Source organism: Mycolicibacterium arabiense (assembly GCF_010731815.2).
Lineage (GTDB): Bacteria > Actinomycetota > Actinomycetes > Mycobacteriales > Mycobacteriaceae > Mycobacterium > Mycobacterium arabiense.
The window spans coordinates 4,776,807-4,799,586 of record NZ_AP022593.1; the positions used below are offsets into that span (position 1 = coordinate 4,776,807).

Here is a 22,780-nt window from a genome sequence, read left to right on the forward strand (position 1 = left end):
GTCAGCCACCGATGGCGCTCATCGGCCGGGCGGGCTGGATGAAGTCGGGGTCGTTGATGCCATGACCCGCCGGCTTGGCCCACATCGCGCCGCGCCACGCCGCCTCGATCGCGTCGTCGTCGGCGCCCGAGCGCAGCAGCATCCGCAGGTCGGTCTCGTCGGCCGAGAACAGACAGCTGCGCACCTGCCCGTCGGCGGTGAGCCGCGTGCGGTCGCACGCGGCACAGAAGGCCTCGGACACCGATGCGATGACGCCCACGGTGGCCGGTCCGCCGTCGACCCGCCACAGCTGCGCAGGGGCCGAGCCACGGGGCGCCGAGTCCGGCTGCAGATCGAAGTGGCGGCGCAACGCAGCCAGGATCTGCTCGGCGCTCAGCGTCTCCTCGCGCCGCCAGTGTTGGTCGGCGTCGAGCGGCATCTGCTCGATGATGCGCAGTTGGTAGTCGTGGCCGAGGCAAAAGCGCAGCAGCTCCACGGCGTCGTCGAGGCCCGTCGCCGCGTCGAGGACGGCGTTCACCTTCACCGGGGTCAGTCCGACCTCCGCAGCGGCGGCAAGGCCATCGAGGACGTCGGAGAGACGGTCGCGACGCGTGATGTGCGCGAAGCGGTTCGGATCCACGGTGTCGAGGGAGACGTTGACCCGGTTGAGCCCGGCGTCCTTCAGCCGCTTGGCCCGGCGGGCGAGCGAGACGCCGTTGGTGGTCAGTGCGATCTCGGGTCGAGGCGTGAGCGCTGCCGCGGCGGCGATCACGTCCTCGAGATGCTTCGACAGCAGCGGCTCGCCTCCGGTGAACCGGACGTTGGTGATGCCGAGGCGGGTGATGGCGATCTCGAGCAGCCGAGTCAGTTCTGCGGTGCTCAGCAGGTCCTCACCCGGCAACCAGTTCAGACCCTCTGCGGGCATGCAGTACGTACAGCGCAGATTGCACCGGTCGGTCAGCGAGACGCGGAGGTCGGTGGCGGCGCGACCATGGGTGTCGAGCAGGGGACCCTCGCTCGGCATGCCCCCGGGCACCGCGGCGCGCGGCATCGGCAGGCCCAGCGCGGTGACCGTCACTGCCGCACCCCGAACCGGTCCTGGGGGCCGTTGGCCGGGACGATCTCCTTGCCCAGCGGCAGCAGCGAGACGGGGATGAGTTTCAGGTTGGCGATCGCCAAGGGGATTCCAATGATCGTGATCGCCATCGCGATGGCGGTCAGCACGTGTCCGATGGCTAGCCAGATTCCGGCGACGACGATCCAGATGACGTTGCCGATCATCGCGCCGGGCCTGGCGCCGGGCTTGTCGACCACGGTGTACCCGAACGGCCACAGCGCATACACGCCGATCCGGAACGCCGCGAACCCGAACGGGATGGTCACGATGAGGATGAAGCAGATGATCCCCGCGAGGAAGTAACCCAGGGCGAGCCACAGCCCGCCGAAGATCAACCAGATGACATTCAGGATCAGGCGCATTTGTCTCCTCCAGCGGTGGTTCCCAGGCTACCGGCCAAAGGGTTCGCTGGTCGGGGCGGTGTCCGAGTAGGATCGGTGCCAGTGGCGTCCTGCGCAGGCGGGACGCTTCAATTATGTGTTCGATGTCCAGCGATATGACGAGCGGGTGAGACGAGTGCCTACCGGCAAGGTGAAGTGGTACAGCGCCGAGAAGGGCTTCGGGTTCGTGTCCCAGGAGGACGGCGAGGACGTGTACGTCGGCTCGTCGGCCCTGCCCTCGGGTGTCGCGGAACTCAAGGCCGGCCAGAAGGTCGAGTTCGGCATCGCCGCCGGTCGTCGCGGTCCGCAGGCACTGAGTCTGAAGGTCATCGAGCCGCCGCCCAGCCTCGCCAAGACCCGTCGCGAGGCCGGTCGTCCCGAGCGCCCCGAGCACAAGCACACTCCCGACGAGCTGCACGGCATGGTCGAGGACATGATCACGCTGCTCGAGGGTGCGGTGCAGCCCGAGCTGCGCAAGGGTCGCTACCCCGATCGCAAGATCGCCCGCCGGGTGTCCGAGGTCGTCAAGGCGGTCGCGCAGGAACTCGACGCCTGAGTCCATCCTGCGAACGTCGACTTTCCGTTGCGTTCAGGCACTTTGGACGACGAAAACTCCACGTTCGCGTAGGGCGGCCAGTACCCGCTGCAGGATGACGGCCGGTCGGTGCCGCAGCATGTCGCCGCTCACCCTGACGATGATCCAGTTCAGGTCGGCGAGTTCGGCGATGCGATCGATGTCCCTGCTTCGTTGTCGTGGGTCGGTCCAGTGGTGAGCGCCGTCGAACTCCACGGCCACTTCCGCCGCGGGCCAGCCCATGTCGAGGCGCGCGACGAAGCGTCCGGCCGGGTCGCGCACCTCGATCTGCGTCGAGGGCCGCGGGAGCCCCGCATTCACCAGCAGCAGTCGGGTGCGCGTCTCCTGCGGTGACTCGGCCCCGGCGTCGCTCAGTGCAAGGGCGCGGCGCAACTGGACGATGCCCCGCGCCCCGCGATGTCGTTCGGCGATGGCCCCGACGGCCTCGACGCTCAGCCCGGTCGCGCGACGCAGTGCGTCGAGCCTGATGACTGCGGTCTCGAGGCCGGGCGCCCGGCCGACGTCGAAGGCGGTGCGTGCGGGCGTCGTGACGGGCATCCCTCCGACGCGGCAGATCTCGTCGTCGTCGAGGACGTCGCTGTGCAGAACTATCCCGCTCACCTTGTCGCGGCCAGGTCGATTCAGTTCGGCGGGCAGGTTGGCTTCGATCCATCGAGTGCCATGTAGAGCGGCTGCGGAGGTTCCCACGATGACGGCCCGGCGTCGCGACCACAGCCATGCCGCAACGGCCTTGTCGACGGCGTCCAACTCGGCGCCACGTGGAACGTAGACGTTGCGATGCACGGCGACGTAGGTGGTGCGGAGCTGGTGATTCGTCACCGAGCCCGCGACGACGGCCTCGGTGCCGACGAACGGCCACCGCAACGAGGTCATGACAGTTTGGACTCGTCGACCTGCCCCATCGGTTCCACGTCCCGCGAACGTCGACTTTCCGTTGACCCGACCAGGGATCTTCCACGAGAAGTCGACGTTCGGCGCGCGACCGAAACGGGAAGACTGGCGTCGTGAGTTACGTGAACCCCAAGGGTGACTTCGACCGCGACACCGACTACATCACCACCAGGATCACCGCCGACGGCCGTGACGGGTATCCCGTCGAGCCGGGCCGGTACCGGTTGGTCGTCGCGCGGGCGTGCCCCTGGGCGAACCGGTCGATCATCGTGCGCAGGCTGCTGGGCTTGGAAGACGTTCTCTCCATTGGCTTCTGCGGTCCCACGCACGACGAGCGCAGCTGGACGTTCGACCTCGACCCAGGCGGCGTGGATCCGGTGCTGAAGATCCCGCGCCTGCAGGACGCCTACTTCAAGCGGGATCCGGAGTATCCGAAGGGCATCACCGTGCCTGCGATCGTCGACGTCCCGACCGGCGCCGTGGTCACCAACGACTTCCCGCAGATCACGCTCGACTTCTCCACCGAGTGGACCCAGTACCACCGCGACGGCGCTCCGGACCTCTACCCCGAGAAGCACCGCGACGAGATCGACGAGGTCGCCCAGCGCATCTACACCGAGATCAACAACGGTGTGTACCGCTGCGGCTTCGCCGGCTCACAGGACGCCTACGACAAGGCCTACGACCGGCTGTTCACCGCCCTGGACTGGGTGTCCGAGCGGCTGGAGGGCCAGCGGTACCTGGTCGGCGACACCATCACCGAGGCCGACGTCCGGCTGTTCACGACGCTGGCGCGCTTCGACCCCGTCTACCACGGGCACTTCAAGTGCAATCGCAGCAAGCTCTCGGAGATGCCGGTGCTGTGGGCCTACGCGCGCGACCTCTTCCAGACGCCGGGGTTCGGCGACACCACGGACTTCGTGCAGATCAAGCAGCACTACTACATGGTGCACACCGACATCAATCCCACCCGCGTCGTCCCGAAGGGGCCCGACTTGACGAACTGGCTGACCCCACACGGCCGGGAGGAACTAGGCGGCAGGCCCTTCGGCGACGGCACACCGCCCGGTGAGACGCCCGAGGGCGAGCGGGTCCCCGAGGGACACGGCGCCGGGTAGTCACGACCAGACGGTGCTGACCGACCACTCGGCGTGCGGCCACGGGAACTCGTTGCCGTCCTCGTCGCGCACCAGTGTCGGCAGCATCACCGCGAACCCGGTGAGCTTGCCGCGCCGAGGGTCGACCGTCGGGATCGTGGCCGCGAGCGCGGTGTCGGGCCGGAACTCCTCGACCGCAGCGGGGCCGCCGTCCTCGAAGGACCGCAGCAGCACCCACGGCGCCTCGGCGATCCGCGGCGGCACGGACAGCTGGATCTTGTCGCGGGTGGTGACCCGCAGCTCCCCGCTCGCGCCGGACACGTCGCACTTGGTGATCTCGTAGACGTCGCAGAACCGGTAGGGCCCGACCCGTACCAGCTGGCCTGCGGTGAACGCGCTGATCTCGGGGTGTGGGGGCTCGACGTCGCGGCTCGTCCGCCAGACCAGGACGGCGGTCAGCGCCACCGACACCACGGTGACGAGGACTAGGGAGATGATGACGTTGCGTGCCGTGACCTTCACGAGGTCCTTCCTACCCGCGCGCCGCGGCGGAGGCGTCGAGGGTGCCGCCCTCGGTATGGGCGACGACGGGTCGGTTGCCGCCGAAGCCCGGGATCAGCGAGTCACCGTTGTAGCTCACCAACGTCTGCGCGAGTCCGAGGATCAGCACGGCGGTGATGGCCGTGAAGCCGACCCACAGATCGGTGTAGATCAGCACGCCCATGGCGCCGCCTGCGACCCAACCGAGTTGCAGCAGGGACTCCGAGCGGCCGAACGCCGACGCCCTGGATTCCTCCGGAAGGTCGTCCTGCAGTGACGCGTCCAGCGACGCCTTGGCGACGGCGCTCGCCCCCGAGGTGATCAGCGTGGCGACCGCGGCCATCAGCAGATTGCCCGTGACCGCGGTGGCCAGTGCGGCAAGGGTGACCGCGACGGTCGCCCGCACCACCAGTTGCGCGGGGTGGCCGAGTTTGAGGCGTGCGCTCGCGAAGTTGCCGGTGAAGTTGCCGATCGCCGCGGCGGCCCCGATCAGCCCGAGGATCCGCAGCTGCTCCCATCCGCTGGCGTCGTGGGACTTCGCCACGAACGCGGGGTAGAGGAACAGGAACCCCACCATCACCTTGATCGTGCAGTTGCCCCACAGCGAGGTGATGATGTTGCGGCCCAGCGGCTGCCGTTCGGCCTTGCGGCGCTTGAGCCCCTTCGGCCGTGGGGTCTGCGTCGTCGGCCCGTGATAGGTCAGCGTGGTCGGCACCTCGCCCTCGGTGACCTCGACCCACTTGGGGATCCGCATGGCCAGCACCGCACCGGCCACCGTCACCGCGACCATGACGTACAGCGCGCCGGGCAGGTGCAGCATGTTCAGCGAGAACTCGACGCCGGCGGCGATCGCTCCGCCCACGATGGTTCCGCCGAGCAGGCCGAACACCGTCAGGCGGGAATTCACCCGCACCAGGTCTATCGACGGTGGCAACACACGCGGTGTCATGGCGCTGCGCAGCACGATGAAGGACTTCGACAGCACCATCGCGCCGAGCGCGCAGGGGTACAGCACCCAGGACGGGAAGCTGCCGTCCGCGCCGTCGTAGTTCGCGATGAGCACCACGGCCAGGACGGTCCGCAGCCCGAACGACATCGCCAGCGCCACCCGCCGACCGTGCTGCAGCCGGTCCAGCGCGGGCCCGATCAATGGGGCGATGAGCGCGAATGGCGCGATCGTGATGAGCAGATACAGCGCGACCTTGCTCTTGCTCTCACCCGATGCCGCGGCGAAGAACAGCGTGTTGGCCAACGCGACGGCCATCGCGGAGTCGGCGGCGAAGTTGGCCATCACCGGATAGGTGAGCGCGGTGAGCCCGGACTTGTCCGCCCCGTCGGCCGTCGCAGCCCGATGGAACAGGCCGTACATCCGCGAACCCATCTCGCGGCTGCGGTAGGCCGCCGCCCGGGTGACCGTGATCCGTTCGCGCGGACCGGCGCCGTACTGCGGGTCCGACGGGTGGGTGCGCCCGCGCTGCGACCCGTCGTCGTCGAGCGGCGGGAGCCACCGGTTTGCGCTCGAGGTCGCCTCACCGCGCGGTCGGCGCCCGTATGGCGGGTCGTCACTGGGGTAGTTGGCCATGCCCGGATGCTCGCCCCCGCCGGCACCCGAAGGCGGCCGCGGCGGGTGGTACAGACGGTCACGTGGGTCCCCGGAACTGCCGGGGTCGCGACGTGGTCCGCTCACGCCACGATTGTTCCCCATCGGTGTGACGGGCGCCCGTAGGGCAGCCGGTGTGGCTTTGCCCTGCTGATGTCAGGCAGAATCGACCGCGATGGACAGCATCACCGAACCTGCCGAGCAAGACGCCGCGTCCGCTTCGCCGGACGGCGGCGAGCAGGACCCTGGACGCGACGAGACCGAGCGACCCGCGGATCTGACCGCGGTGCTGACCGGCGCCGTCGACCTGGCGCGCGCGGCGATCATCGAAGGTGGTGTCGACGGCGAGGAACAGGTCGGCGAATACCTCGGTGCCAGCTTCGAGGATCCGACCGCCGCGACGCACCGCTTCCTGGCCGTGATGCCGGGCTATCAGGGGTGGCAGTGGGCCGTCGTCGTCGCTGCGTACCCGGGTGCCGACCACGCGACCGTCAGCGAGGTCGTGCTCGTCCCGGGGCCGACGGCGCTGCTCGCACCGGCATGGGTGCCCTGGCACGAACGCGTCCAGCCGGGTGACCTGAGCCCCGGTGACCTGCTCGCGCCTCCGGCCGACGATCCGCGCCTGGTGCCGGGATACCAGTCGACAGGTGACGACGAACTGGACGAACTCGAAGGCGAGATCGGCCTCGGTCGCAAGCAGCTGCTCAGCCCGCTGGGGCGGGCCGAGGCGGCGCAGCGGTGGTACGACGGCGACTACGGGCCGCAGTCGGCGATGGCCCGGTCGACGCGACGGGTGTGCCGCGACTGCGCCTACTACCTGAAGCTGACCGGCTCGCTCGGCACGTTGTTCGGCGTGTGCGCCAACGAGATGTCGGCCGACGGGCACGTCGTCGCCATCGACTACGGCTGTGGCGCGCACTCGGACACGCCGCCACCCGCGCAGATCGGGTCGCCGATGTTCGACCCCTACGACGACGGCGTGCTGGACCTCACCGAGTCCTGAAGGCGCGGGCCTAGCTCGTCTCTGCTGCGGCCTTGATGCGCGACAGCGACTGATTCATGCCCTCGAGCAGCTCCCGCTCGAAGCTGGGGACGCCGCCCATCACGGCATTCACCAACGCGTTCGACACGGCCTTGACGCCGTTCTCGGCGTGCCGCGTCTCGACGAGGCGCGTGCCGGTGGCGGTGGGCTCCAGTTCGTAGGACCAGATGGTGTTGTTCTCGTTGACGCGGAACGCCAGCTTCTGCCCGGGGATGAACTCGGTGATCTGGCTCGTCGTCGGCCAGAACAGGAAACCGCGCCGGTTGAGATTGACGGTCTTGGCGCCCTGGCGCAGCGGGCCGAACGACTTCATCAGCCGGCACTGCGGGCTCCACCGCGGCATCTGGCGCAGGTCGGAGACCAGGCTCCACACCTTGGCCGGCGGTGCGGCGATCTCGATCTCGGCTTGCAACAGCGGTTCTGCCATCGGTTTCTCCTGGTCTGGCCCAGTCAGTTCAGGCCGGTCTGCGCGCCACGGGAGCCGCGTCGTACCGCGGCACGTTGCCACAAGAACAACGACGTGCCAAACACTCCCACGCCGAGTCCGGCGATCGTGACGGGCCGCCAGTCGTGCAGTCCGGGCACGGTGAACGCCAGCACCACGGCGACGAGCCAGCCGACGGCGATGGCCGCGATGGCGGGCTGGACGCGCAGGAGCCCGGCAGGCAGCGGCGGCGGCTGCGGGGCGTCGGCGCTGGACTCGGTGCTGGGGGTTTGCTCGGCCATTTGGACCAAACGTAGTCGATGCATTGCGACGGCCCGAGCCGGCGGCAGGGGCGAATCGGGCGTCGTTGCGACCGCTGGGAAGTTGCTGTCGGTACTGTGATGGCTCGTGAGCGACGCCGACGCACGCCTGGCCAGTGATCTGTCATTGGCGGTGGTGCGGCTCGCGCGGCAGCTCCGGTTCCGCAGGCCTGATTCTCCGGTCTCGCTGTCGCAGTTGTCGGCGCTCGCGACGCTGTCCAAGGAGGGGCCGATGACCCCGGGCATGCTGGCGGTGCGCGAGCGGGTGCGCCCGCCGTCGATGACGCGGGTGATCGCCTCGCTCGTCGATCTCGGCTTCGTCGACCGCACCCCGCACCCGGACGACGGGCGCCAGGTGTTGGTGTCGGTGTCGAACGCCGGAGCCGATCTGATCGAGGCGGAACGGCGAGCCAGCCGGGAGTGGCTGCAGCAGCGGCTCGCGGAACTCACTGCCGCGCAACGCGAGACGTTGCTCGAGGCCGCCGACCTCATGCGCGCGATCGTCGACGAAGGCGCGTGACCGGGCAACCGAACGTCGTCGACGTCGACGATTCCGCCGATCCGCGGCTCGACGACTTCCGCGACCTCAACAGCATCGACCGCCGACCGGATCTGCCCAGCGGGAAGGGTCTGGTGATCGCCGAGGGCGTGCTGGTGGTGCAGCGCATGCTCGCGTCCCGGTTCACGCCGCGGGCGTTCCTCGGCACCGACCGCAGGCTGCGCGAACTGGCCGACGACCTGCGGGTCACCTCTGCTCCCTACTACCGGGCGAGCCCCGAGGTGATGGCCGAGGTGATCGGGTTCCACCTCAACCGGGGCGTGCTCGGCGCTGCGCCGCGGCCGCGGGAGCTGACCGTCGACGAGGTGATCGCCGACGCGCGCACCGTCGCCGTGCTCGAAGGGGTCAACGACCACGAGAACCTCGGGTCGATCTTCCGCAACGCGGCGGGCCTCGACGTCGACGCGGTGGTGTTCGGCACCGGCTGCGCCGACCCGCTCTACCGGCGCGCGGTGCGGGTGTCGATGGGCCACGCGTTGCTGGTGCCGTACGCATGGGCGCCGGCGTGGCCCGACGAGTTGGCGTCGTTGCGCGACAGGGGTTTCCGACTGCTCTCGATGACGCCGAACCCGGCTGCCCGGACGCTGGCCGCAGCGATGGCCGACCTGACGGACGATCGGGTGGCCATGCTCGTCGGGGCCGAGGGACCGGGGCTGAGTGAACGCGCGATGCGGGCCACCGACGAACGGGTGCGCATCCCGATGTCGCGTGGCACGGACTCCCTGAACGTCGCAACGGCTGCGGCGTTGGCGTTCTACGAGCGGGCTAGGGTTTGGTCCGGCGGGCAGGAGCGCAGCGACCAGGGGAGTGATGACACGTGAGCGAGGGCGACGCGACACCGTGGGGCACCGGCCTGACCGTGGCCGCGTTCGTCGCGGCGGTGACGGCGGCGGCGCTCATCGTGTTGAGCCTCGGCCTGATTCGGGTCCACCCGATGCTGGCTTTGGGCCTGAACGTGGTGGCCGTCGGCGGTCTGGCGCCAACGGTGTGGGGGTGGCGCACCCGTCCGGTCTGGCGGTGGTTCGTGCTCGGCGGCGGTGTGGGCGTGGCAGCCGCTTGGCTGGCGCTGCTCGCGATCACACTGGGCGGTTAGCCCGCGCTCAGGGCTGCGTGCCGGAGCGGACGCCGAGCAGGACGTCCTCCCAGGCGGGCACCTCGGGCTTGCGGCGCCGGGCACGTGCGGGCTTGGCCGTCTGCTCCTGCTCCTGCTCCTGCGGCTCCGGCTGAGCGGGCGCAGGCGGCATGGCGACCTCGAGCGGCAGTTCGGGCTCGGCTTCGGCCGTGATGGCTGCGGGCACCGGCGCTACCGCACGCAGCGGCGGCCGGTGGAAGTTGGGGTCGACCAGCTCGGCGGCCGAGTCGTCGAACGGCGTGACGGTGCCGCCGTGTGAGCCCGGGCTGAACCGGAAGTGGGCCACGTTGTCCGAGCGGCCGGCCTTCCAAGAGAGTTGCACGGTCCAGCGGCCGTCCTCGTTGCGCCAGGCGTCCCAGTTGGTGTCGTCGGGATCGAGACCCCGCGAGATGAGCACGGTGCTCACGGTCTCGAGCAGTGTCATCACGGTCGGGCCGTCGGCCAGCACCGGGTGCGCAGCTGTGGCGAGTTCGGCTGCCCGCGAGCGCTCCAGCAGCACGGGGTGGGCGAATCGCTCGACCCGTGCGAGGTCGACGCCAGCGGCCTCGGCGACCTGCTCCGGGGAGGCGCCTGCGCGGATTCGGGATTGAATGTCTCTGGGACGCAACACGTCTGGGTCCTCGGCCTCGCGTTGGAATTTGCTCGAACCCACCCGGTCGCCGCGCAGGGCAGCGTGCAGCCGTCCGTCGGGGATCAGGAGGAACTTCTCGCCCGATTCGGCTGATTCGCAGATGACGCTCTTGCCGTCGATGTCGAGTCCGACGACATTCAATTCGCGCATATCCACCTCCTAGGGGCTAACGCGTGACCCTACTGCGTTATCGACTCGTAACCGTGGCGACACGCTGGCCTCGGTGCCCATTGCACGAGGTCAGAGGCGCTCGACGACCCAGTCGACGCAGGCCGTGAGCGCGCTGACGTCGTCGGGATCGACCGCGGGGAACATCGCGATGCGGAGCTGATTGCGGCCCAGCTTGCGGTACGGCTCGGTGTCGACGATGCCGTTGGCCCGCAGCACCTTGGCCACTGCCGCCGCGTCGACGTCGTCGTTGAAGTCGACGGTGCCGACGACCTGCGACCGCAGGCCGGGATCGGTCACGAACGGCGTCGCGTAGCTCGTCGCCTCGGCCCACGAGTACAGCCGCTGCGAGGAGTCGGCGGTGCGCGCGACGGCCCAGTCCAGGCCGCCGTTGCCGTTGAGCCAGTCGAGCTGCTCGGCCATCAGGACCAGGGTGCCGATGGCCGGGGTGTTGTAGGTCTGGTTCTTCAGGCTGTTGTCGATCGCGATGGGCAGCGACAGGAAGTCGGGCACCCAGCGTCCGGACGCGGCGATCGCCTCGACCCGGGCGAGCGCGGCGGGGCTCATGACCGCCAGCCACAGGCCGCCGTCCGAGGCGAAGTTCTTCTGCGGCGCGAAGTAGTAGGCGTCGGTGTCGGCGATGTCGACGGGCAGGCCGCCTGCGGCCGAGGTCGCGTCGATGACCACCAGGGCGTCGCCCTCGGGCCGCTGCACGGGCAGCGCGACGCCCGTCGAGGTCTCGTTGTGCGCCCAGGCGACGACGTCGACCGACGGATCCGACTGCGGTTGCGGCGCGCTGCCCGCGTCCGCCTTGATCACGATGGGGTCGCCGACGAACGGATTGGCCTTCACTGCCGAGGCGAACTTGGAGCTGAACTCGCCGTAGGTGAGGTGCAGTGAGCGCTTGTCGACGAGGCCGAAGGCGGCCGCGTCCCAGAACGCCGTCGACCCGCCGTTGCCGAGGATGACCTCGTAGCCGTCGGGCACCGAGAACAGCTGCCGGACGCCGTCGCGGACCCGGCCGACGAGGTTCTTCACCGGGGCCTGGCGGTGCGACGTGCCGAACAGGTCGCCGGCCGCGGCGAGCGCCTGCAGCTGCTCGGGCCGCACCTTGGACGGGCCGCATCCGAACCGTCCGTCGGCGGGTTTGAGGTCGGCGGGGATGGTCAAATCGGCGTCGGACATGCGCTCAAGCGTAGTTCCGGCGGGAATGCCGTCGAGCGTGGGTCCTATGCACGCAAATCGGCCCGCGCAAGTACACGAGGCCCACGTTCGGCGGGCCTCACGTGTGAACTGGGTCACATGTGATGTGGATAACGCGGCGACACCACATCGACGCGATCGCCCTGTTCAATTCCTGGGACCTCCGGTACCGTCTTAGACATCCAGCAGGCGAATGTAAATCGTTCCACGAGACATCGGAGGCTGCTCATGGTCGTCAAGACCGAACCCAAGCCAGCACGCACCCGCCTCATCCGGCGGTGGCGCAAGAACATGGACGTCCGCGACGACACCGAGTACGTGAACAAGTTGGAGACGCTGTCCGCGGGTTCCGTGCGACGCAACTTCAACCCGTACGGCGACATCGACTGGGATTCTCCCGAGTTCGCGGTCACGCCCAACGACGAGCGCTGGATCCTGCCGGCCACCGACCCGTTCGGCAGGCACCCCTGGTACCAGGCGCAGTCCAGGGAACGTCAGATCGAGATCGGCATGTGGCGTCAGGCCAACGTGGCGAAGGTCGGCCTGCACTTCGAGTCGATCCTCATCCGCGGCCTGATGAACTACGCGTTCTGGGTGCCCAACGGCTCGCCCGAGTACCGCTACTGCCTCCACGAGTCCGTCGAGGAGTGCAACCACACCATGATGTTCCAGGAGATGGTCAACCGCATCGGCATCGACGTGCCCGGCATGCCCCGCATGCTGAAGTGGCTGTCGCAGCTCATTCCGCTCGCCGCGGGTCCGCTGCCGGTCGTGTTCTTCTTCGGCGTGCTCGCCGGCGAGGAGCCCATCGACCACATCCAGAAGAACGTCCTGCGCGAGGGCAAGGCGCTGCACCCGATCATGGAGCGCGTCATGGCCATTCACGTGGCCGAGGAAGCCCGGCACATCTCGTTCGCCCATGAGTACCTGCACAAGCGGGTGACGAGCACCGGTCGCTTCAAGCGCTTCGTGCTGTCGCTGCACGTGCCGATCATCATGCGCGTGCTGTGCCAGGCGATCGTGGTGCCGCCGAAGGCCTTCTGGGAGGAGTTCGACATCCCGAAGTCCGTGAAGAAGGAGATCTTCTTCGACCTGCCGGAGGGCCGCCAGTTCCTGCGCGACACGTTCGGTGACGTCCGAATGCTGTGCCACGAGACCGGCCTGATGAACCCGCTGGCCAAGCTGATCTGGAAGATCTGCAAGATCGACGGACCGGCGAGCCGCTACCGCAGCGAGCCGCAACGCCAGCACGTCGTCGCCGTCGCGTAGGGACCTTCGATGCCCCACGTAATCACCCAATCGTGTTGCAGTGACGGGTCGTGCGTCTACGCGTGCCCCGTCAACTGCATCCATCCGTCGCCCGACGAGCCCGGGTTCGCGACCGCGGAGATGCTGTTCATCGACCCGGTGGCGTGCGTCGACTGCGGGGCGTGCGTGTCGGCGTGCCCGGTGGGGGCGATCTCGCCCGACACGAAGCTGGAGCCTGAGCAGCTTCCGTTCGTCGAGTTGAACGCGGCGTTTTACCCGAAACGGGAGGGCAAGCTGCCCCCGACGTCGAAGCTGGCGCCGGTGCTCGAGGCGCCCAGGGTGGAGCGTGGCGACGGGCCGCTGCGAGTGGCGATCGTGGGCTCGGGCCCCGCTGCGATGTACGCCGCCGACGAGTTGCTCACCCAGCAGGGCGTCGAAGTCAACGTGTTCGAGAAGCTGCCGACGCCCTACGGACTGGTCCGCGCCGGGGTCGCCCCGGATCATCAGACGACCAAGCGCGTCACACGGCTGTTCGACGGGACGACGCGGCTGCCGGGGTTCACGTTCTACCTCAACGTGGAGGTCGGCAACCACGTCAGTCACCGCGAGCTACTCGAACATCACCACGCCGTGCTGTACGCGGTGGGTGCGCCCAACGACAAGCGTCTCGACGTCGAGGGCATGAACCTGCCGGGAACCGGTACGGCGACCGAGATCGTCGCGTGGTTCAATGGCCACCCCGAGTTCGCCGATCTGCCAGTTGATCTCGGCTCCGAGCGGGTCGTGGTGATCGGCAACGGCAACGTCGCGCTGGACGTCGCGCGGATCCTCACCAGCGATCCCGACGACCTCGCCCGCACCGACATCGCCGACCACGCGTTGGCGGCGCTGCGCGACTCGAAGGTGCGCGAGGTGGTGATCGCGGCCCGCCGAGGCCCCGCCGACTCCGCGTTCACGCTTCCAGAACTCATCGGTCTGACGGCCACCCACGAGGTCGTGCTCGACCGCGCCGACCACGAACTGGTACAGCGGGATCTCGCCGAGTGCACGGATCCGTTGACCCGCAACAAGCTCGAGATCCTGTCGAAGCTCGGCGACGCCGACGCCCCGGCCACCCGTCCGCGCATCAGGTTCGCCTACCGGATGACGCCGCAGCGGGTGCTCGGCACCGACCGCGTCGAGGGCATGGCCTTCACCGTGACCGGTGGCGACGACGTGCGCACCCTGCCCGCCGGGCTGGTGCTCACCTCGATCGGCTACCGCGGCAGGGCGATTCGCGACCTCCCGTTCGACGAGGAGACCGGGGTCGTGCCCAACGAGTCCGGCCGCGTCGTCGGGGCGCCCGGCACCTACGTGGCGGGCTGGATCAAGCGGGGTCCGACGGGGTTCATCGGCACCAACAAGTCCTGCGCGGCGCAGACCGTCCACGAATTGGTGGCGGACTTCAATGCCGGCGCGCTTCGCGATCCGCGTGGCAGGCCGGTCCACCTCGACCGGCTGATCCGGGCACGCCAACCCGAGCTGGTCGACGTGGCGGGCTGGAAGGCCATCGACGCGGCCGAGGTCGCCCGTGGTGGCGACGACCGGCCGCGGGACAAGTTCACCGAGATCTCCGACATGCTCGCCGCCGCCGCGACGGCACCGAAACCGTCCATGCGCGAACGGCTCCTGGCCGGCCTGGGCCTTTGAGACCGGCCGGTTAGGTCTCCTGCTTCATCGCCTCGGTCATCTCCTCCATGCTGACCTCGCGGACGGTCTGCGCGAGCGACCACTGGTGGCCGAACGGATCGCGCACCAATCCGTAACGGTCGCCCCAGAACTGCTCCTCCAGCGGCATGACGACCGTGGCGCCCGCGTCGAGCGCGCGCTGGAACCTCGCGTCGACGTCGTCGGCGAACTGCAGGTGAATGGTCACCGGGGTGCCGCCGAGCGACTTCGGCGTCGTCGACTTGCCGTCGTTCATCTCGGGAAAGTCGTCGTTGAGCATGACCATCGAGCCGTTGAAGTCGAGCGCGGCGTGGATCAGCTTGCCGCCGGGACCCGGGACGCGGCCGTACTCGGTGGCGCCGAAGGCCTTGACGTAGAAGTCGATGGCGGCGGCCGCGTCGTCGACGACGAGGTGCGGGGCGATGTAGGACGTGGCGGGTTGTGTCATGGCTGGTTCCTTTCGGGGAGGTTCACCACTACCGACCCTGCCAACGTCGGAAACTCATCGCAATGGCCACCGCGTTCGACGGGTACTCGTCGGTCCGTGTACTTGCGCAACGGCGAACACGGCTACGGCCTGGTCACCAAGACACTGCACTGGTTGACGGTGGCCGCATTCACCGCGCAGTTCGCCGTCGGCTTGACGATGAGTGGTGACGACGAAGCGTTCGACGCCGAGAAGGATCGCATCGACCGGCTCGAGGACGCCGGCGAGGAGGACGCCGAACGGCGTGGGAAGGCAGCCGAGGAGCGGTTCGAGGCGGAGATCGACGCGCTCGAGGACCGGCTCGACGCCCGCGAGGACGACTACGTCGCAGCCGCCTTCGACGACATCGCTTCCGCGACCTTCCTCGAGGACGGACTGTCGCTGCCGGAAGCCCATGTCCTGCTGGGGTTGTCGCTGATCGTGCTCGGCGTGCTGCGAGTGCTGTGGCGGATGACCACGCCGCTGCCGCCGTGGGCGCCATACCTGCGGCCGGGGGAGCGGTCACTGGAGTCGGCGTTGGAGAAGGTGCTGCTCGCCGCGATATTCGTCGTGCCGGTGTCGGGTTTGGCGCTTCTCGCCGTCGGCACCGACTGGCTGGCGTTGCACGTGGCAGCGCAGCTGGTGTTCCTCGCGACGGTGGCGGTTCACGTCGCCTTGATGCTGACCCACGCCCGCGACGGCGCGCTGGTGCGCATGCTGTGACGGGGTCGGGCTCAGCCGCCCAGTTCGGCCACCGTCGCGTCGAGGGTCCCCGCCTGCTCCTCCAGCTCGTGGTCGGACAGCTCGGCGCCGCCGGTCCGCTCGATCAGGTCCGCGCGCGAGATCACCTGTAGCGCGCCGCGGTGGGCGTCGTCGTCGATCTGGTCACCCCGGACGACCTCGGCGCGCCCCTCGATGAGCACCAGCACCGCGTCGTCGTCGGACTCCAGCAGTTGGCGTACGTCGCCACTCGTAATCGTCATGGCGGGGGTATGCCCGCCGATCACCAGATTAAGCACTCATGGGAGGTGGCAGGGACTGTCACAATCTTTGACGAATGCGTAGAATCTGCCCAAGATCAGTCCAACACGTGGGGGCGTGGGCAAGGGGGGCGATCGGGTTGGTGGGGTGGCCGGTTGTATCGCGCGACGCCGAGTTCTCCGCATGCCTCAGCGCCTCGACCGCGGGTTCTGGCTACAACGGGGCGGTTTTGGTCGGCGAGGCCGGGATTGGCAAGACCACACTCGCCCGGTCGGTTGCCACTGCGCTCGATCCTGGCGGAAGCGCCACGCGATACGTGCTGGGCACGCGAACCGGTAGAGACTTGCCGCTCGCCGCATTCTCCCGGCTGCTGCCCACGGACACGGCCCGCCACCCCGCGGCAATGCTCGCCGCCGCCCACCACGCGCTCGCAGATTTCGGCGACTTGATCCTCGTCGTCGACGACGCGCACTACCTCGACACGCTCTCAGCGCTGTTGATCCAACAGTTGAGCGGTACCGGCACGGTCCGCCTGATCCTCACCATCCGCGCTGGCGACGACGTTCCCGATGCCGTATCGGCGACGTGGAAGGAAGGCAACCTGCGTCGTATCCCCATCGGCGGGCTGAGTCGAGCACAAACCGCCGATTTGGTCACGTCGGTCCTCGACGGTGAGGTCGACGGCGGGGTTATCGACCTTCTGCATGACTACGCAGCGGGATCACCATTGATGTTGAGGGGTGTGCTCGCGCAAGCTGGGGGCGACGGCACCCTGCTGCAGGAAGGTGGGGTCTGGCGTCTGAAGGGGCCTTTGCAGGTCAGCGACAACGTCCGCCAAGTCATTGGGAGCCGGTTGGCGACGCTCGATCCCTCGGAGATCGATCTTCTCGAGACTGTCTCGGTCGCCGAGGTCGTCGACTGGGACGCTCTCATCTGCCTGTTCGACATCGAACTCATCGACCGGGCGGAGCGTCACGGTGCGATCCACGTCGTCGACGACGGCCCGATGCGTGTCGCGCGACCCGCGCACCCCCTCATAGGAGACGTCGTCCGCGGGCGTTGCGGCGTTGCCCGAGCAAGGGCGATCAATGGCCTGCTGGCGCGATGTTATGCCGAGCTGTGTTCCGCAGATGCAACGCAACCCGGCTCGTCGGGAGTCGTGCATCGGATCCGCCTCGCCCAGTTCATGACGAACAGCGACCTCGCGCCCGACCTCGAACTCATCGACCAGGCTGCAGCGAGTGCCTTGACGATGTCCAAGCTGGACCTCGCCGAGACGCTGGCGCGCTTCGCCGTGGACCGAGGTGGTGGGCTGGCGTCGGCGACGGTGCTCGCGGAAGCCCTGAGCTGGCAGGGGAGGGGTGAGGAGGCCGAGGCCGTACTTGCCCGGTACGAGCCGGCCGGGCATCACCCCGCACTGGTGGCACGGTGGGGTGGCCTACGGGCGGCGAACCTGTTCTTTGCCTGCGGTCGGGCCGATGCCGCGCGGTCGGTGTTGACGATCGTCAGACAGACGGTCACCGAACCGCTGCTGTTGACGATCGCGACCGCCATGGAAGTCTCCTTCGCTTATTTGAGCGGGGACGTCGAGAAGTCGGTAGCCCTCGGGACGTCGGCACTCGAGGACGAAATGGTCGGCCCCGCAGTGGTATGGACGGGCATGGCGACCGCGGGAGCGTTGGCGATGACGGGTCGTTTCGATGCGGTCGGCCCGGTAGCTGCATGCGCGTTGGAGGCCTCGGAGCGTTGCGAATCTGGGCCCCAGCGCTATTTGATCGGCATGGCCGAGATGTTGGCGCAACTCAACTTCGGTGACTTCGATGCCGCTGAGCGCACCTGCGCGAGGTATGGCGCCATGGCGTCAGGGGTCCCGCAGGCCGTGGCCGTGACCGCGGCGTTCGCAGCCAAGGTGGACCTCGAGCGAGGACGCCTCACCCGTTCCGCTGAGACGTTGCACCGATCGTTGGACGCGATGGCCGAGTCGCTGCCCACCGCTTTGACGATGGTCGTCTCATCCTGGTCTGCCCAGGCGCACGCCGCACATGGTGACCTAGACGCATCGAAACACGCTGTAGCACAGGCAGAGCAGGCAGCGGGTCCGCAGGCCGAGGTGTTCGTTCCGGAGCTACTCGTCGGCCGGGCTTGGGTGAACGCCGCCATGGGGGAGACGTCAAAGGCACGGTGGTATGCCATCCGTGCCGCCGACCGTGCCCGGCGCTCGGGTACGCACGCCATGGAGATGTACGCGTTGCACACGGCGGTGCGTTTCGGCGATTCCGGCCAGGAGGCACGGATGCGAAGGCTGGCAGACCTTCTCGGGGCACCGCTGCCGGCCGCCATGTGGCTGCACTGTCGTGCGCTCGCAGACCACGACGGGGGTCGACTCGACGAAGCGGCCCGACGATTCATGGACATCGGTGCCCTGGCGTTGGCTGCCGACGCCGCGGCGCATGCCGCCGCAGCGCATGCGCGTGCGGGCATGCGCTCGTCGGAACTCGCGTCAGCATCGCGCGCGCAGTCGCTGGCGCGGCAGTGCGGGCTGAGATCCCCGGCGACGCTGGCCGGCGGCGCCCCGCTGCCGCTGACCGACCGAGAGCGTGAAGTCGCGACTTTGGTGGGCCTGGGCTCGACCAACCGCGAGATCGCCGAGCGTCTGGGCGTCTCGGTGCGCACGATCGACGGGCACCTCTACCGGATCTATCCCAAGCTGGGTGTGCACACCCGCGATCAGCTAGCGCGGCTCTTGGCTGGTGAATCGTGATCATGTCAAGGGTTTTGGGGTAGCGGCCTACTCTAGCTCCCCGTGGGGTGAGCAGAGATGCTGCGAGGATGACGAATACGCCATGCCGCAAGGCGACCGCATCGTTGCCCGTAGCCCCCCGCAATCCGTTGCCACTGCGCCGACAATTGAACGCGCTCCGTCGATTTCACACCGGCGTCGAGGAACTCCGCGACGCCGGTGGGTACGTCACACGAATAACGTTCGCGCCCAGATGGATGTTGCCCGAGATGGTCATCGTCACGTCGCCGCAGGGCGCGCACGACGTGTTGGGACTCTCTGATGCGATCGTCGAGCGCAACGCGGTTCACGAAGAGATGCGTAACCAGATCGGGGCGAATCTGTTCGTCGTACGGCACGAGCAATGGCTCCCGCGTCGCCGCTTGCTTCAGCCCATCTTCACGAAGAAGAACGTTCAAAACTTCACCGGGGCGATGTCGCAGGCGGCCGAGGGCATCGCCGCGAGTTGGCCGCCGGGCGGAGTGATCGACCTCGACGCGCAGTGTCGGAAGGTGACGATGCGCGCCCTGGGACGTTCGGTTCTTGGCCTCGACCTGGATGAGGAATCGGACCGGATCGCGGAACCCATGCGGGTCATGTTGAGATACGTCGCGGATCGTGGAGTCGCACCGGTGCGCCTGCCGCGGTGGGTGCCGACGCCCAGGCAGCGGCGGGCGCGTGCCGCGAGCGCAACGCTGCGCGCGCTCGCTGCTGACGTGCTCGACGGGTGCCGTCGGGATCCCGGGAGGGACGCGCCCCTGGTGCGGGCGTTGATGGCGGCGACGGATCCGGCTACCGGTCGCGGTCTCACCGACGCCGAGATCGCCGATGAGCTGGTCGTATTCATCGGCGCCGGCCACGACACCACGGCGACGACGATGGCATACGCGCTGTGGCAGCTGGGGCTCCACCCCGAGATGCAGGACCGAGTCCGCCGTGAGGTGGATGCCATTGGGGACCGGCAGCTGGAACCGGGCGACGTCGGGCACCTCGGTTACACACTTCAGGTGCTCCACGAGGCATTGCGCATGTGTCCGCCCGCGGCGATCAATGGTCGTATGGCCACGGAGGACATCGCGGTCGACGGTTACCGTGTCGCGGCGGGCACGCTGGTGGCGGTCGGGGTGTACGCGATGCAGCGGGATCCCGCACTGTGGGACCGACCAAACGAATTCGACCCCGACCGCTTCCGTCCCGATTTGGCCAAGAGCCTCGATCGGTGGCAATACATACCCTTCGGGGCCGGCCCACGGACGTGCATCGGTGATCACTTCGCGATGTTGGAACTCGCACTCGCACTGGCGACGATCGTGCGTACGGTCGAGATCCATTCACGCGAGCCGGAGTTCCCGATGGCTACGCCATTCACCACGACGGCCGCTGCGCCGATCCTGGCGCGGGTGACCGGTCGTCCGAGCTACACCACCGAGAACCCCGCCGGCAGCGCGGCCCGCCCGGTGAGCGCGAGCAGCACCGCATCGCCGTGACCCAGCGCGACGCCGACCCGCGCGGCCAGCACGGTCGCCTCCTCGAGCACCTCGGCGGGCAGGACCAGGTCGAGGCCTGCGGCCCGCGCGATGTCGAGCCCGTGCACTGTGAGTTCGAAGGTGCGGGTCGGCAGGTAGTTGCTCAGCCGGATGCCGAGGCCGCCGATCACGGTGATCAGCGGGTCGCCCGCTGCCGCGACGTCGGACAGGGCGGTGCGCGCCAGGGCGTCGACGGCAGCGGCGGGGTCGGCGCCGAGGTCGCGGCCTGCCTGCCTGCCGCGTTCGACGACGTCGGCGGCGCCGAGGCCCGCTGCCATCTCACGCAGCCGTGCGACGTAGTCGACGGCGCTGCCGAGGTCCTCGCGCTCGGCGGGGGCGCGCAGGTAGGTGCTGACCGTGACGAACGACCGCGACGCATGCCCGACCAGCGACCGCAGGTCCCAGTCACCCAGACCGGGACCGTCCCACGCGTCGTCCGGGATCCGTCGCACCAGATCCGTGATCGCCTCCGCCGCAGCGGTGTACGTCGGCGCCATCAGGACGTCGCGACGCGGTCCCAGCCGGCAACGGTCTCCACGCTGCGCGGTTCGGGCCCGACGTAGACCGCGGCCGGGCGGACCAGCTTGCCGAGCCGTTTCTGCTCGAGGATGTGCGCGCACCACCCGGCGGTCCGGCCGCAGGTGAACATCGCGGGCATCATCTGCGGCGGCACGCCCGCGAAGTCGAGGATCACCGCGGCCCAGAATTCGACGTTGGTCTCGATGGCACGGTCGGGGCGACGCTCCCGCAGCTCGGCGAGCGCGGCCTGCTCGAGCGCGGCGGCCACCTCGAACCGCGGCGCCGCGAGCCGTTGCGCCGTGGCCCGCAGCACGCGCGCCCGTGGGTCCTCGGCCCGGTACACCCGGTGCCCGAAGCCCATCAGCTTGTCCTTGCGGTCGAGGATGCCCTTCACGACCGCGCGGGCGTCGCCGGTGCGCTCCACCTCTTCGACCATCGGCAGCACGCGCGCGGGCGCCCCGCCGTGCAGCGGCCCGCTCATCGCGCCCACCGCGCCCGACAGTGCTGCGGCGACGTCGGCTCCGGTCGAGGCGATCACGCGGGCGGTGAACGTCGAGGCGTTCATGCCGTGCTCGGCCGCCGACACCCAGTAGGCGTCGATTGCCTCCACGTGGCGGGGGTCCGGGTCACCCTTCCATCGCGTCATGAATCGCGCTGTGACGGTGTCGCACTCGTCGATGTTGCGCTGCGGCACCGCGGGCTTGTGGATTCCGCGGGCCGACTGCGCGACGTAGGAAAGTGCCATAACCGACGCGCGGGCCAGCTGGTCGCGGGCGGTGGCGTCGTCGATGTCGAGCAGCGGTGCGTAACCCCAGATCGGCGCCAGCATCGCCAGCCCCGCCTGCACGTCGACGCGGACGTCGCCGCTGTGGATGGGCAGCGGGAACGGCTCGGCGGGCCGCAACCCGTTGCCGAACTCGCCGTCGACGAGCAGGGCCCACACGTCACCGAACGTGACGCGGCGGCTCACCAGCTCGTCGATGTCGACCCCGCGGTAGCGCAGCGCGCCACCGTCCTTGTCCGGTTCTGCGATCTGCGTGGTGAAGGCCACCACGCCCTCCAAGCCTTCGACGAAGTCGTCGGGAACCCCTGGCATGCAGCTCATGCGCCGAATTCTCGCACCCGTGTGCCGCGCCACCGCTACCGGCCGGTAACGCGTTGGCGAACGTGCGGGCGTAGCGTCTGGTGGGTGTCGAAAGCCATGCCCGACGACGATCGCGAACACCTGGTCAGGATGCGGGTGGAGTACGGCTCGGTGGAGAAGGACGGCAGTGCCGACCTCGACGTCGACTGGCTCGGGGACGATCCCGCGACCGGGTGGATCACGTTGTTGCGCACGTGGATCGCCGACGCCGAGCGGGCCGGGGTCGTCGAGCCCAACGCCATGGTGGTCGGCACCGTCGACGAGCGGGGATGGCCCGTCACCCGCACGGTGTTGTGCAAGGGCGTCGACGACACCGGCATCGTGTTCTACAGCAACTACGACTCCGCGAAGGGCGCACAGCTGCGCACCCACCCTCAGGCGTCGGCGACCTTCCCCTGGTATGGGCTGGGCCGCCAGGTCCACGTCCGCGGCACGGTGACCAAGGTCGCTCCGGAGGTCACCGCCGAGTACTGGTCCAAGCGCCCGCGCGGGTCTCAGCTCGGGGCGTGGGCCTCGCACCAGTCGAGCCCGATCGCCTCGCGGGAGGCGCTGCTCGCGCAGCTGGCCGACGTCACCTCCCGGTTCGCCGACGACGACGTCGTCCCGGTGCCGCCGCACTGGGGCGGCTACCACGTCGCTGCCGAGGAGATCGAGTTCTGGCAGGGCCGGGAGAACCGGTTGCACAACCGCATTCACGTCGCGGGCGGCCGAGTCACCCGCCTCCAGCCTTAA

The 22,780-nt window shown here is 68.9% G+C and carries 25 protein-coding genes; 12 read left to right on the forward strand and 13 right to left on the reverse strand.

Annotation, left to right across the window (positions count from 1 at the left end; genetic code table 11):
- Position 1: 1 nt before the first annotated feature.
- Complete coding sequence (gene moaA, locus G6N61_RS24635; RefSeq protein ID WP_179973519.1) at positions 2-1,057, reverse strand: GTP 3',8-cyclase MoaA; 1,056 nt, start codon at positions 1,055-1,057, stop codon at positions 2-4.
- The gene (locus G6N61_RS24640; RefSeq protein WP_163922410.1) at positions 1,054-1,458 is read right to left on the reverse strand and encodes a YccF domain-containing protein; all 405 of its coding nucleotides are present in this window, start codon (positions 1,456-1,458) and stop codon (positions 1,054-1,056) included. Before G6N61_RS24640 ends, moaA begins: the two co-directional genes overlap by 4 nt.
- 154 nt (positions 1,459-1,612) lie before the next feature.
- On the opposite strand from G6N61_RS24640, the gene G6N61_RS24645 reads away from it, so the two are divergent.
- Positions 1,613-2,032: a cold-shock protein gene (locus G6N61_RS24645; RefSeq protein ID WP_163925086.1), complete on the forward strand. Its 420-nt coding sequence runs from the start codon at positions 1,613-1,615 to the stop codon at positions 2,030-2,032.
- Positions 2,033-2,065: 33 nt separating this feature from the next.
- Here G6N61_RS24645 and G6N61_RS24650 read toward each other — a convergent pair whose 3' ends face one another.
- Positions 2,066-2,944, reverse strand: coding sequence for a hypothetical protein (locus G6N61_RS24650; protein WP_163922413.1), 879 nt, complete (start codon positions 2,942-2,944; stop codon positions 2,066-2,068).
- A gap of 131 nt (positions 2,945-3,075) precedes the next feature.
- Between G6N61_RS24650 and G6N61_RS24655 the strand changes: the two genes are divergently transcribed.
- On the forward strand, positions 3,076-4,080 hold the full coding sequence (locus tag G6N61_RS24655; protein WP_163922415.1) for a glutathione S-transferase family protein: 1,005 nt from the start codon (positions 3,076-3,078) through the stop codon (positions 4,078-4,080).
- Here the strand turns inward: G6N61_RS24655 and G6N61_RS24660 are convergent, their stop codons facing one another.
- Together G6N61_RS24660 and G6N61_RS24665 are read right to left on the reverse strand one after the other, a co-directional pair.
- The gene (locus G6N61_RS24660; RefSeq protein WP_235887290.1) at positions 4,081-4,581 is read right to left on the reverse strand and encodes a DUF2771 domain-containing protein; all 501 of its coding nucleotides are present in this window, start codon (positions 4,579-4,581) and stop codon (positions 4,081-4,083) included.
- Between the two features lie 10 nt (positions 4,582-4,591).
- Positions 4,592-6,304: an MFS transporter gene (locus G6N61_RS24665; protein ID WP_163922418.1), complete on the reverse strand. Its 1,713-nt coding sequence runs from the start codon at positions 6,302-6,304 to the stop codon at positions 4,592-4,594.
- A gap of 70 nt (positions 6,305-6,374) precedes the next feature.
- Between G6N61_RS24665 and G6N61_RS24670 the strand changes: the two genes are divergently transcribed.
- Positions 6,375-7,202 (forward strand): DUF3027 domain-containing protein, encoded by an 828-nt coding sequence (locus G6N61_RS24670; RefSeq protein ID WP_163922421.1) that lies wholly within the window; start codon positions 6,375-6,377, stop codon positions 7,200-7,202.
- 10 nt (positions 7,203-7,212) lie between these two features.
- On the opposite strand, the gene G6N61_RS24675 is transcribed toward G6N61_RS24670, so the two are convergent.
- On the reverse strand, positions 7,213-7,668 hold the full coding sequence (locus G6N61_RS24675; RefSeq protein WP_163922424.1) for an SRPBCC family protein: 456 nt from the start codon (positions 7,666-7,668) through the stop codon (positions 7,213-7,215).
- 23 nt (positions 7,669-7,691) lie between these two features.
- A complete protein-coding gene (locus tag G6N61_RS24680) occupies positions 7,692-7,967 on the reverse strand; it encodes a DUF2530 domain-containing protein (RefSeq protein ID WP_163922429.1) in 276 nt (91 codons plus the stop codon).
- Between the two features lie 106 nt (positions 7,968-8,073).
- On the opposite strand from G6N61_RS24680, the gene G6N61_RS24685 reads away from it, so the two are divergent.
- From G6N61_RS24685 to G6N61_RS24695, 3 genes are read left to right on the forward strand one after another with little or no spacing between them, the layout of a single operon-like run.
- The gene (locus tag G6N61_RS24685) at positions 8,074-8,505 is read left to right on the forward strand and encodes an Rv0880 family HTH-type transcriptional regulator (protein WP_163922432.1); all 432 of its coding nucleotides are present in this window, start codon (positions 8,074-8,076) and stop codon (positions 8,503-8,505) included.
- Positions 8,502-9,365, forward strand: coding sequence for a TrmH family RNA methyltransferase (locus tag G6N61_RS24690; RefSeq protein ID WP_163922435.1), 864 nt, complete (start codon positions 8,502-8,504; stop codon positions 9,363-9,365). Before G6N61_RS24685 ends, G6N61_RS24690 begins: the two co-directional genes overlap by 4 nt.
- The gene (locus G6N61_RS24695; RefSeq protein WP_163922439.1) at positions 9,362-9,637 is read left to right on the forward strand and encodes a DUF2537 domain-containing protein; all 276 of its coding nucleotides are present in this window, start codon (positions 9,362-9,364) and stop codon (positions 9,635-9,637) included. Before G6N61_RS24690 ends, G6N61_RS24695 begins: the two co-directional genes overlap by 4 nt.
- 7 nt (positions 9,638-9,644) lie before the next feature.
- On the opposite strand, the gene sepH is transcribed toward G6N61_RS24695, so the two are convergent.
- On the reverse strand, positions 9,645-10,457 hold the full coding sequence (sepH, locus tag G6N61_RS24700; protein WP_163922443.1) for a septation protein SepH: 813 nt from the start codon (positions 10,455-10,457) through the stop codon (positions 9,645-9,647).
- 90 nt (positions 10,458-10,547) lie between these two features.
- On the reverse strand, positions 10,548-11,660 hold the full coding sequence (serC, locus tag G6N61_RS24705; RefSeq protein ID WP_163922446.1) for a phosphoserine transaminase: 1,113 nt from the start codon (positions 11,658-11,660) through the stop codon (positions 10,548-10,550).
- A 246-nt stretch (positions 11,661-11,906) separates the two neighbouring features.
- Between serC and G6N61_RS24710 the strand changes: the two genes are divergently transcribed.
- Positions 11,907-12,947 carry an AurF N-oxygenase family protein gene (locus tag G6N61_RS24710; RefSeq protein WP_163922450.1) on the forward strand — a complete coding sequence of 347 codons (1,041 nt, stop codon included), beginning with the start codon at positions 11,907-11,909 and terminating at the stop codon, positions 12,945-12,947.
- A 9-nt stretch (positions 12,948-12,956) separates the two neighbouring features.
- A complete protein-coding gene (locus G6N61_RS24715; RefSeq protein ID WP_163922453.1) occupies positions 12,957-14,615 on the forward strand; it encodes an FAD-dependent oxidoreductase in 1,659 nt (552 codons plus the stop codon).
- 10 nt (positions 14,616-14,625) lie between these two features.
- On the opposite strand, the gene G6N61_RS24720 is transcribed toward G6N61_RS24715, so the two are convergent.
- Positions 14,626-15,081 (reverse strand): VOC family protein, encoded by a 456-nt coding sequence (locus G6N61_RS24720; protein ID WP_163922456.1) that lies wholly within the window; start codon positions 15,079-15,081, stop codon positions 14,626-14,628.
- A gap of 96 nt (positions 15,082-15,177) precedes the next feature.
- Between G6N61_RS24720 and G6N61_RS24725 the strand changes: the two genes are divergently transcribed.
- Positions 15,178-15,822 carry a cytochrome b gene (locus G6N61_RS24725; protein ID WP_163922459.1) on the forward strand — a complete coding sequence of 215 codons (645 nt, stop codon included), beginning with the start codon at positions 15,178-15,180 and terminating at the stop codon, positions 15,820-15,822.
- An 11-nt stretch (positions 15,823-15,833) separates the two neighbouring features.
- On the opposite strand, the gene G6N61_RS24730 is transcribed toward G6N61_RS24725, so the two are convergent.
- Positions 15,834-16,082, reverse strand: coding sequence for a hypothetical protein (locus tag G6N61_RS24730; protein ID WP_163922462.1), 249 nt, complete (start codon positions 16,080-16,082; stop codon positions 15,834-15,836).
- Positions 16,083-16,222: 140 nt separating this feature from the next.
- Between G6N61_RS24730 and G6N61_RS24735 the strand changes: the two genes are divergently transcribed.
- Positions 16,223-18,841 (forward strand): helix-turn-helix transcriptional regulator, encoded by a 2,619-nt coding sequence (locus G6N61_RS24735; protein ID WP_163922465.1) that lies wholly within the window; start codon positions 16,223-16,225, stop codon positions 18,839-18,841.
- A gap of 68 nt (positions 18,842-18,909) precedes the next feature.
- The gene (locus G6N61_RS24740; RefSeq protein ID WP_163922468.1) at positions 18,910-20,346 is read left to right on the forward strand and encodes a cytochrome P450; all 1,437 of its coding nucleotides are present in this window, start codon (positions 18,910-18,912) and stop codon (positions 20,344-20,346) included.
- Here the strand turns inward: G6N61_RS24740 and G6N61_RS24745 are convergent.
- Together G6N61_RS24745 and G6N61_RS24750 are read right to left on the reverse strand one after the other, a co-directional pair.
- The gene (locus G6N61_RS24745) at positions 20,277-20,882 is read right to left on the reverse strand and encodes a maleylpyruvate isomerase N-terminal domain-containing protein (RefSeq protein WP_163922472.1); all 606 of its coding nucleotides are present in this window, start codon (positions 20,880-20,882) and stop codon (positions 20,277-20,279) included. The genes G6N61_RS24740 and G6N61_RS24745 overlap by 70 nt on opposite strands.
- A complete protein-coding gene (locus G6N61_RS24750; RefSeq protein ID WP_163925088.1) occupies positions 20,882-22,000 on the reverse strand; it encodes a citrate synthase 2 in 1,119 nt (372 codons plus the stop codon). Before G6N61_RS24750 ends, G6N61_RS24745 begins: the two co-directional genes overlap by 1 nt.
- A 105-nt stretch (positions 22,001-22,105) precedes the next feature.
- Here G6N61_RS24750 and pdxH point away from each other — a divergent pair, with 105 nt between their 5' ends.
- Positions 22,106-22,780, forward strand: a complete 675-nt coding sequence (gene pdxH, locus G6N61_RS24755) for a pyridoxamine 5'-phosphate oxidase (RefSeq protein ID WP_163925089.1) — start codon at positions 22,106-22,108, stop codon at positions 22,778-22,780.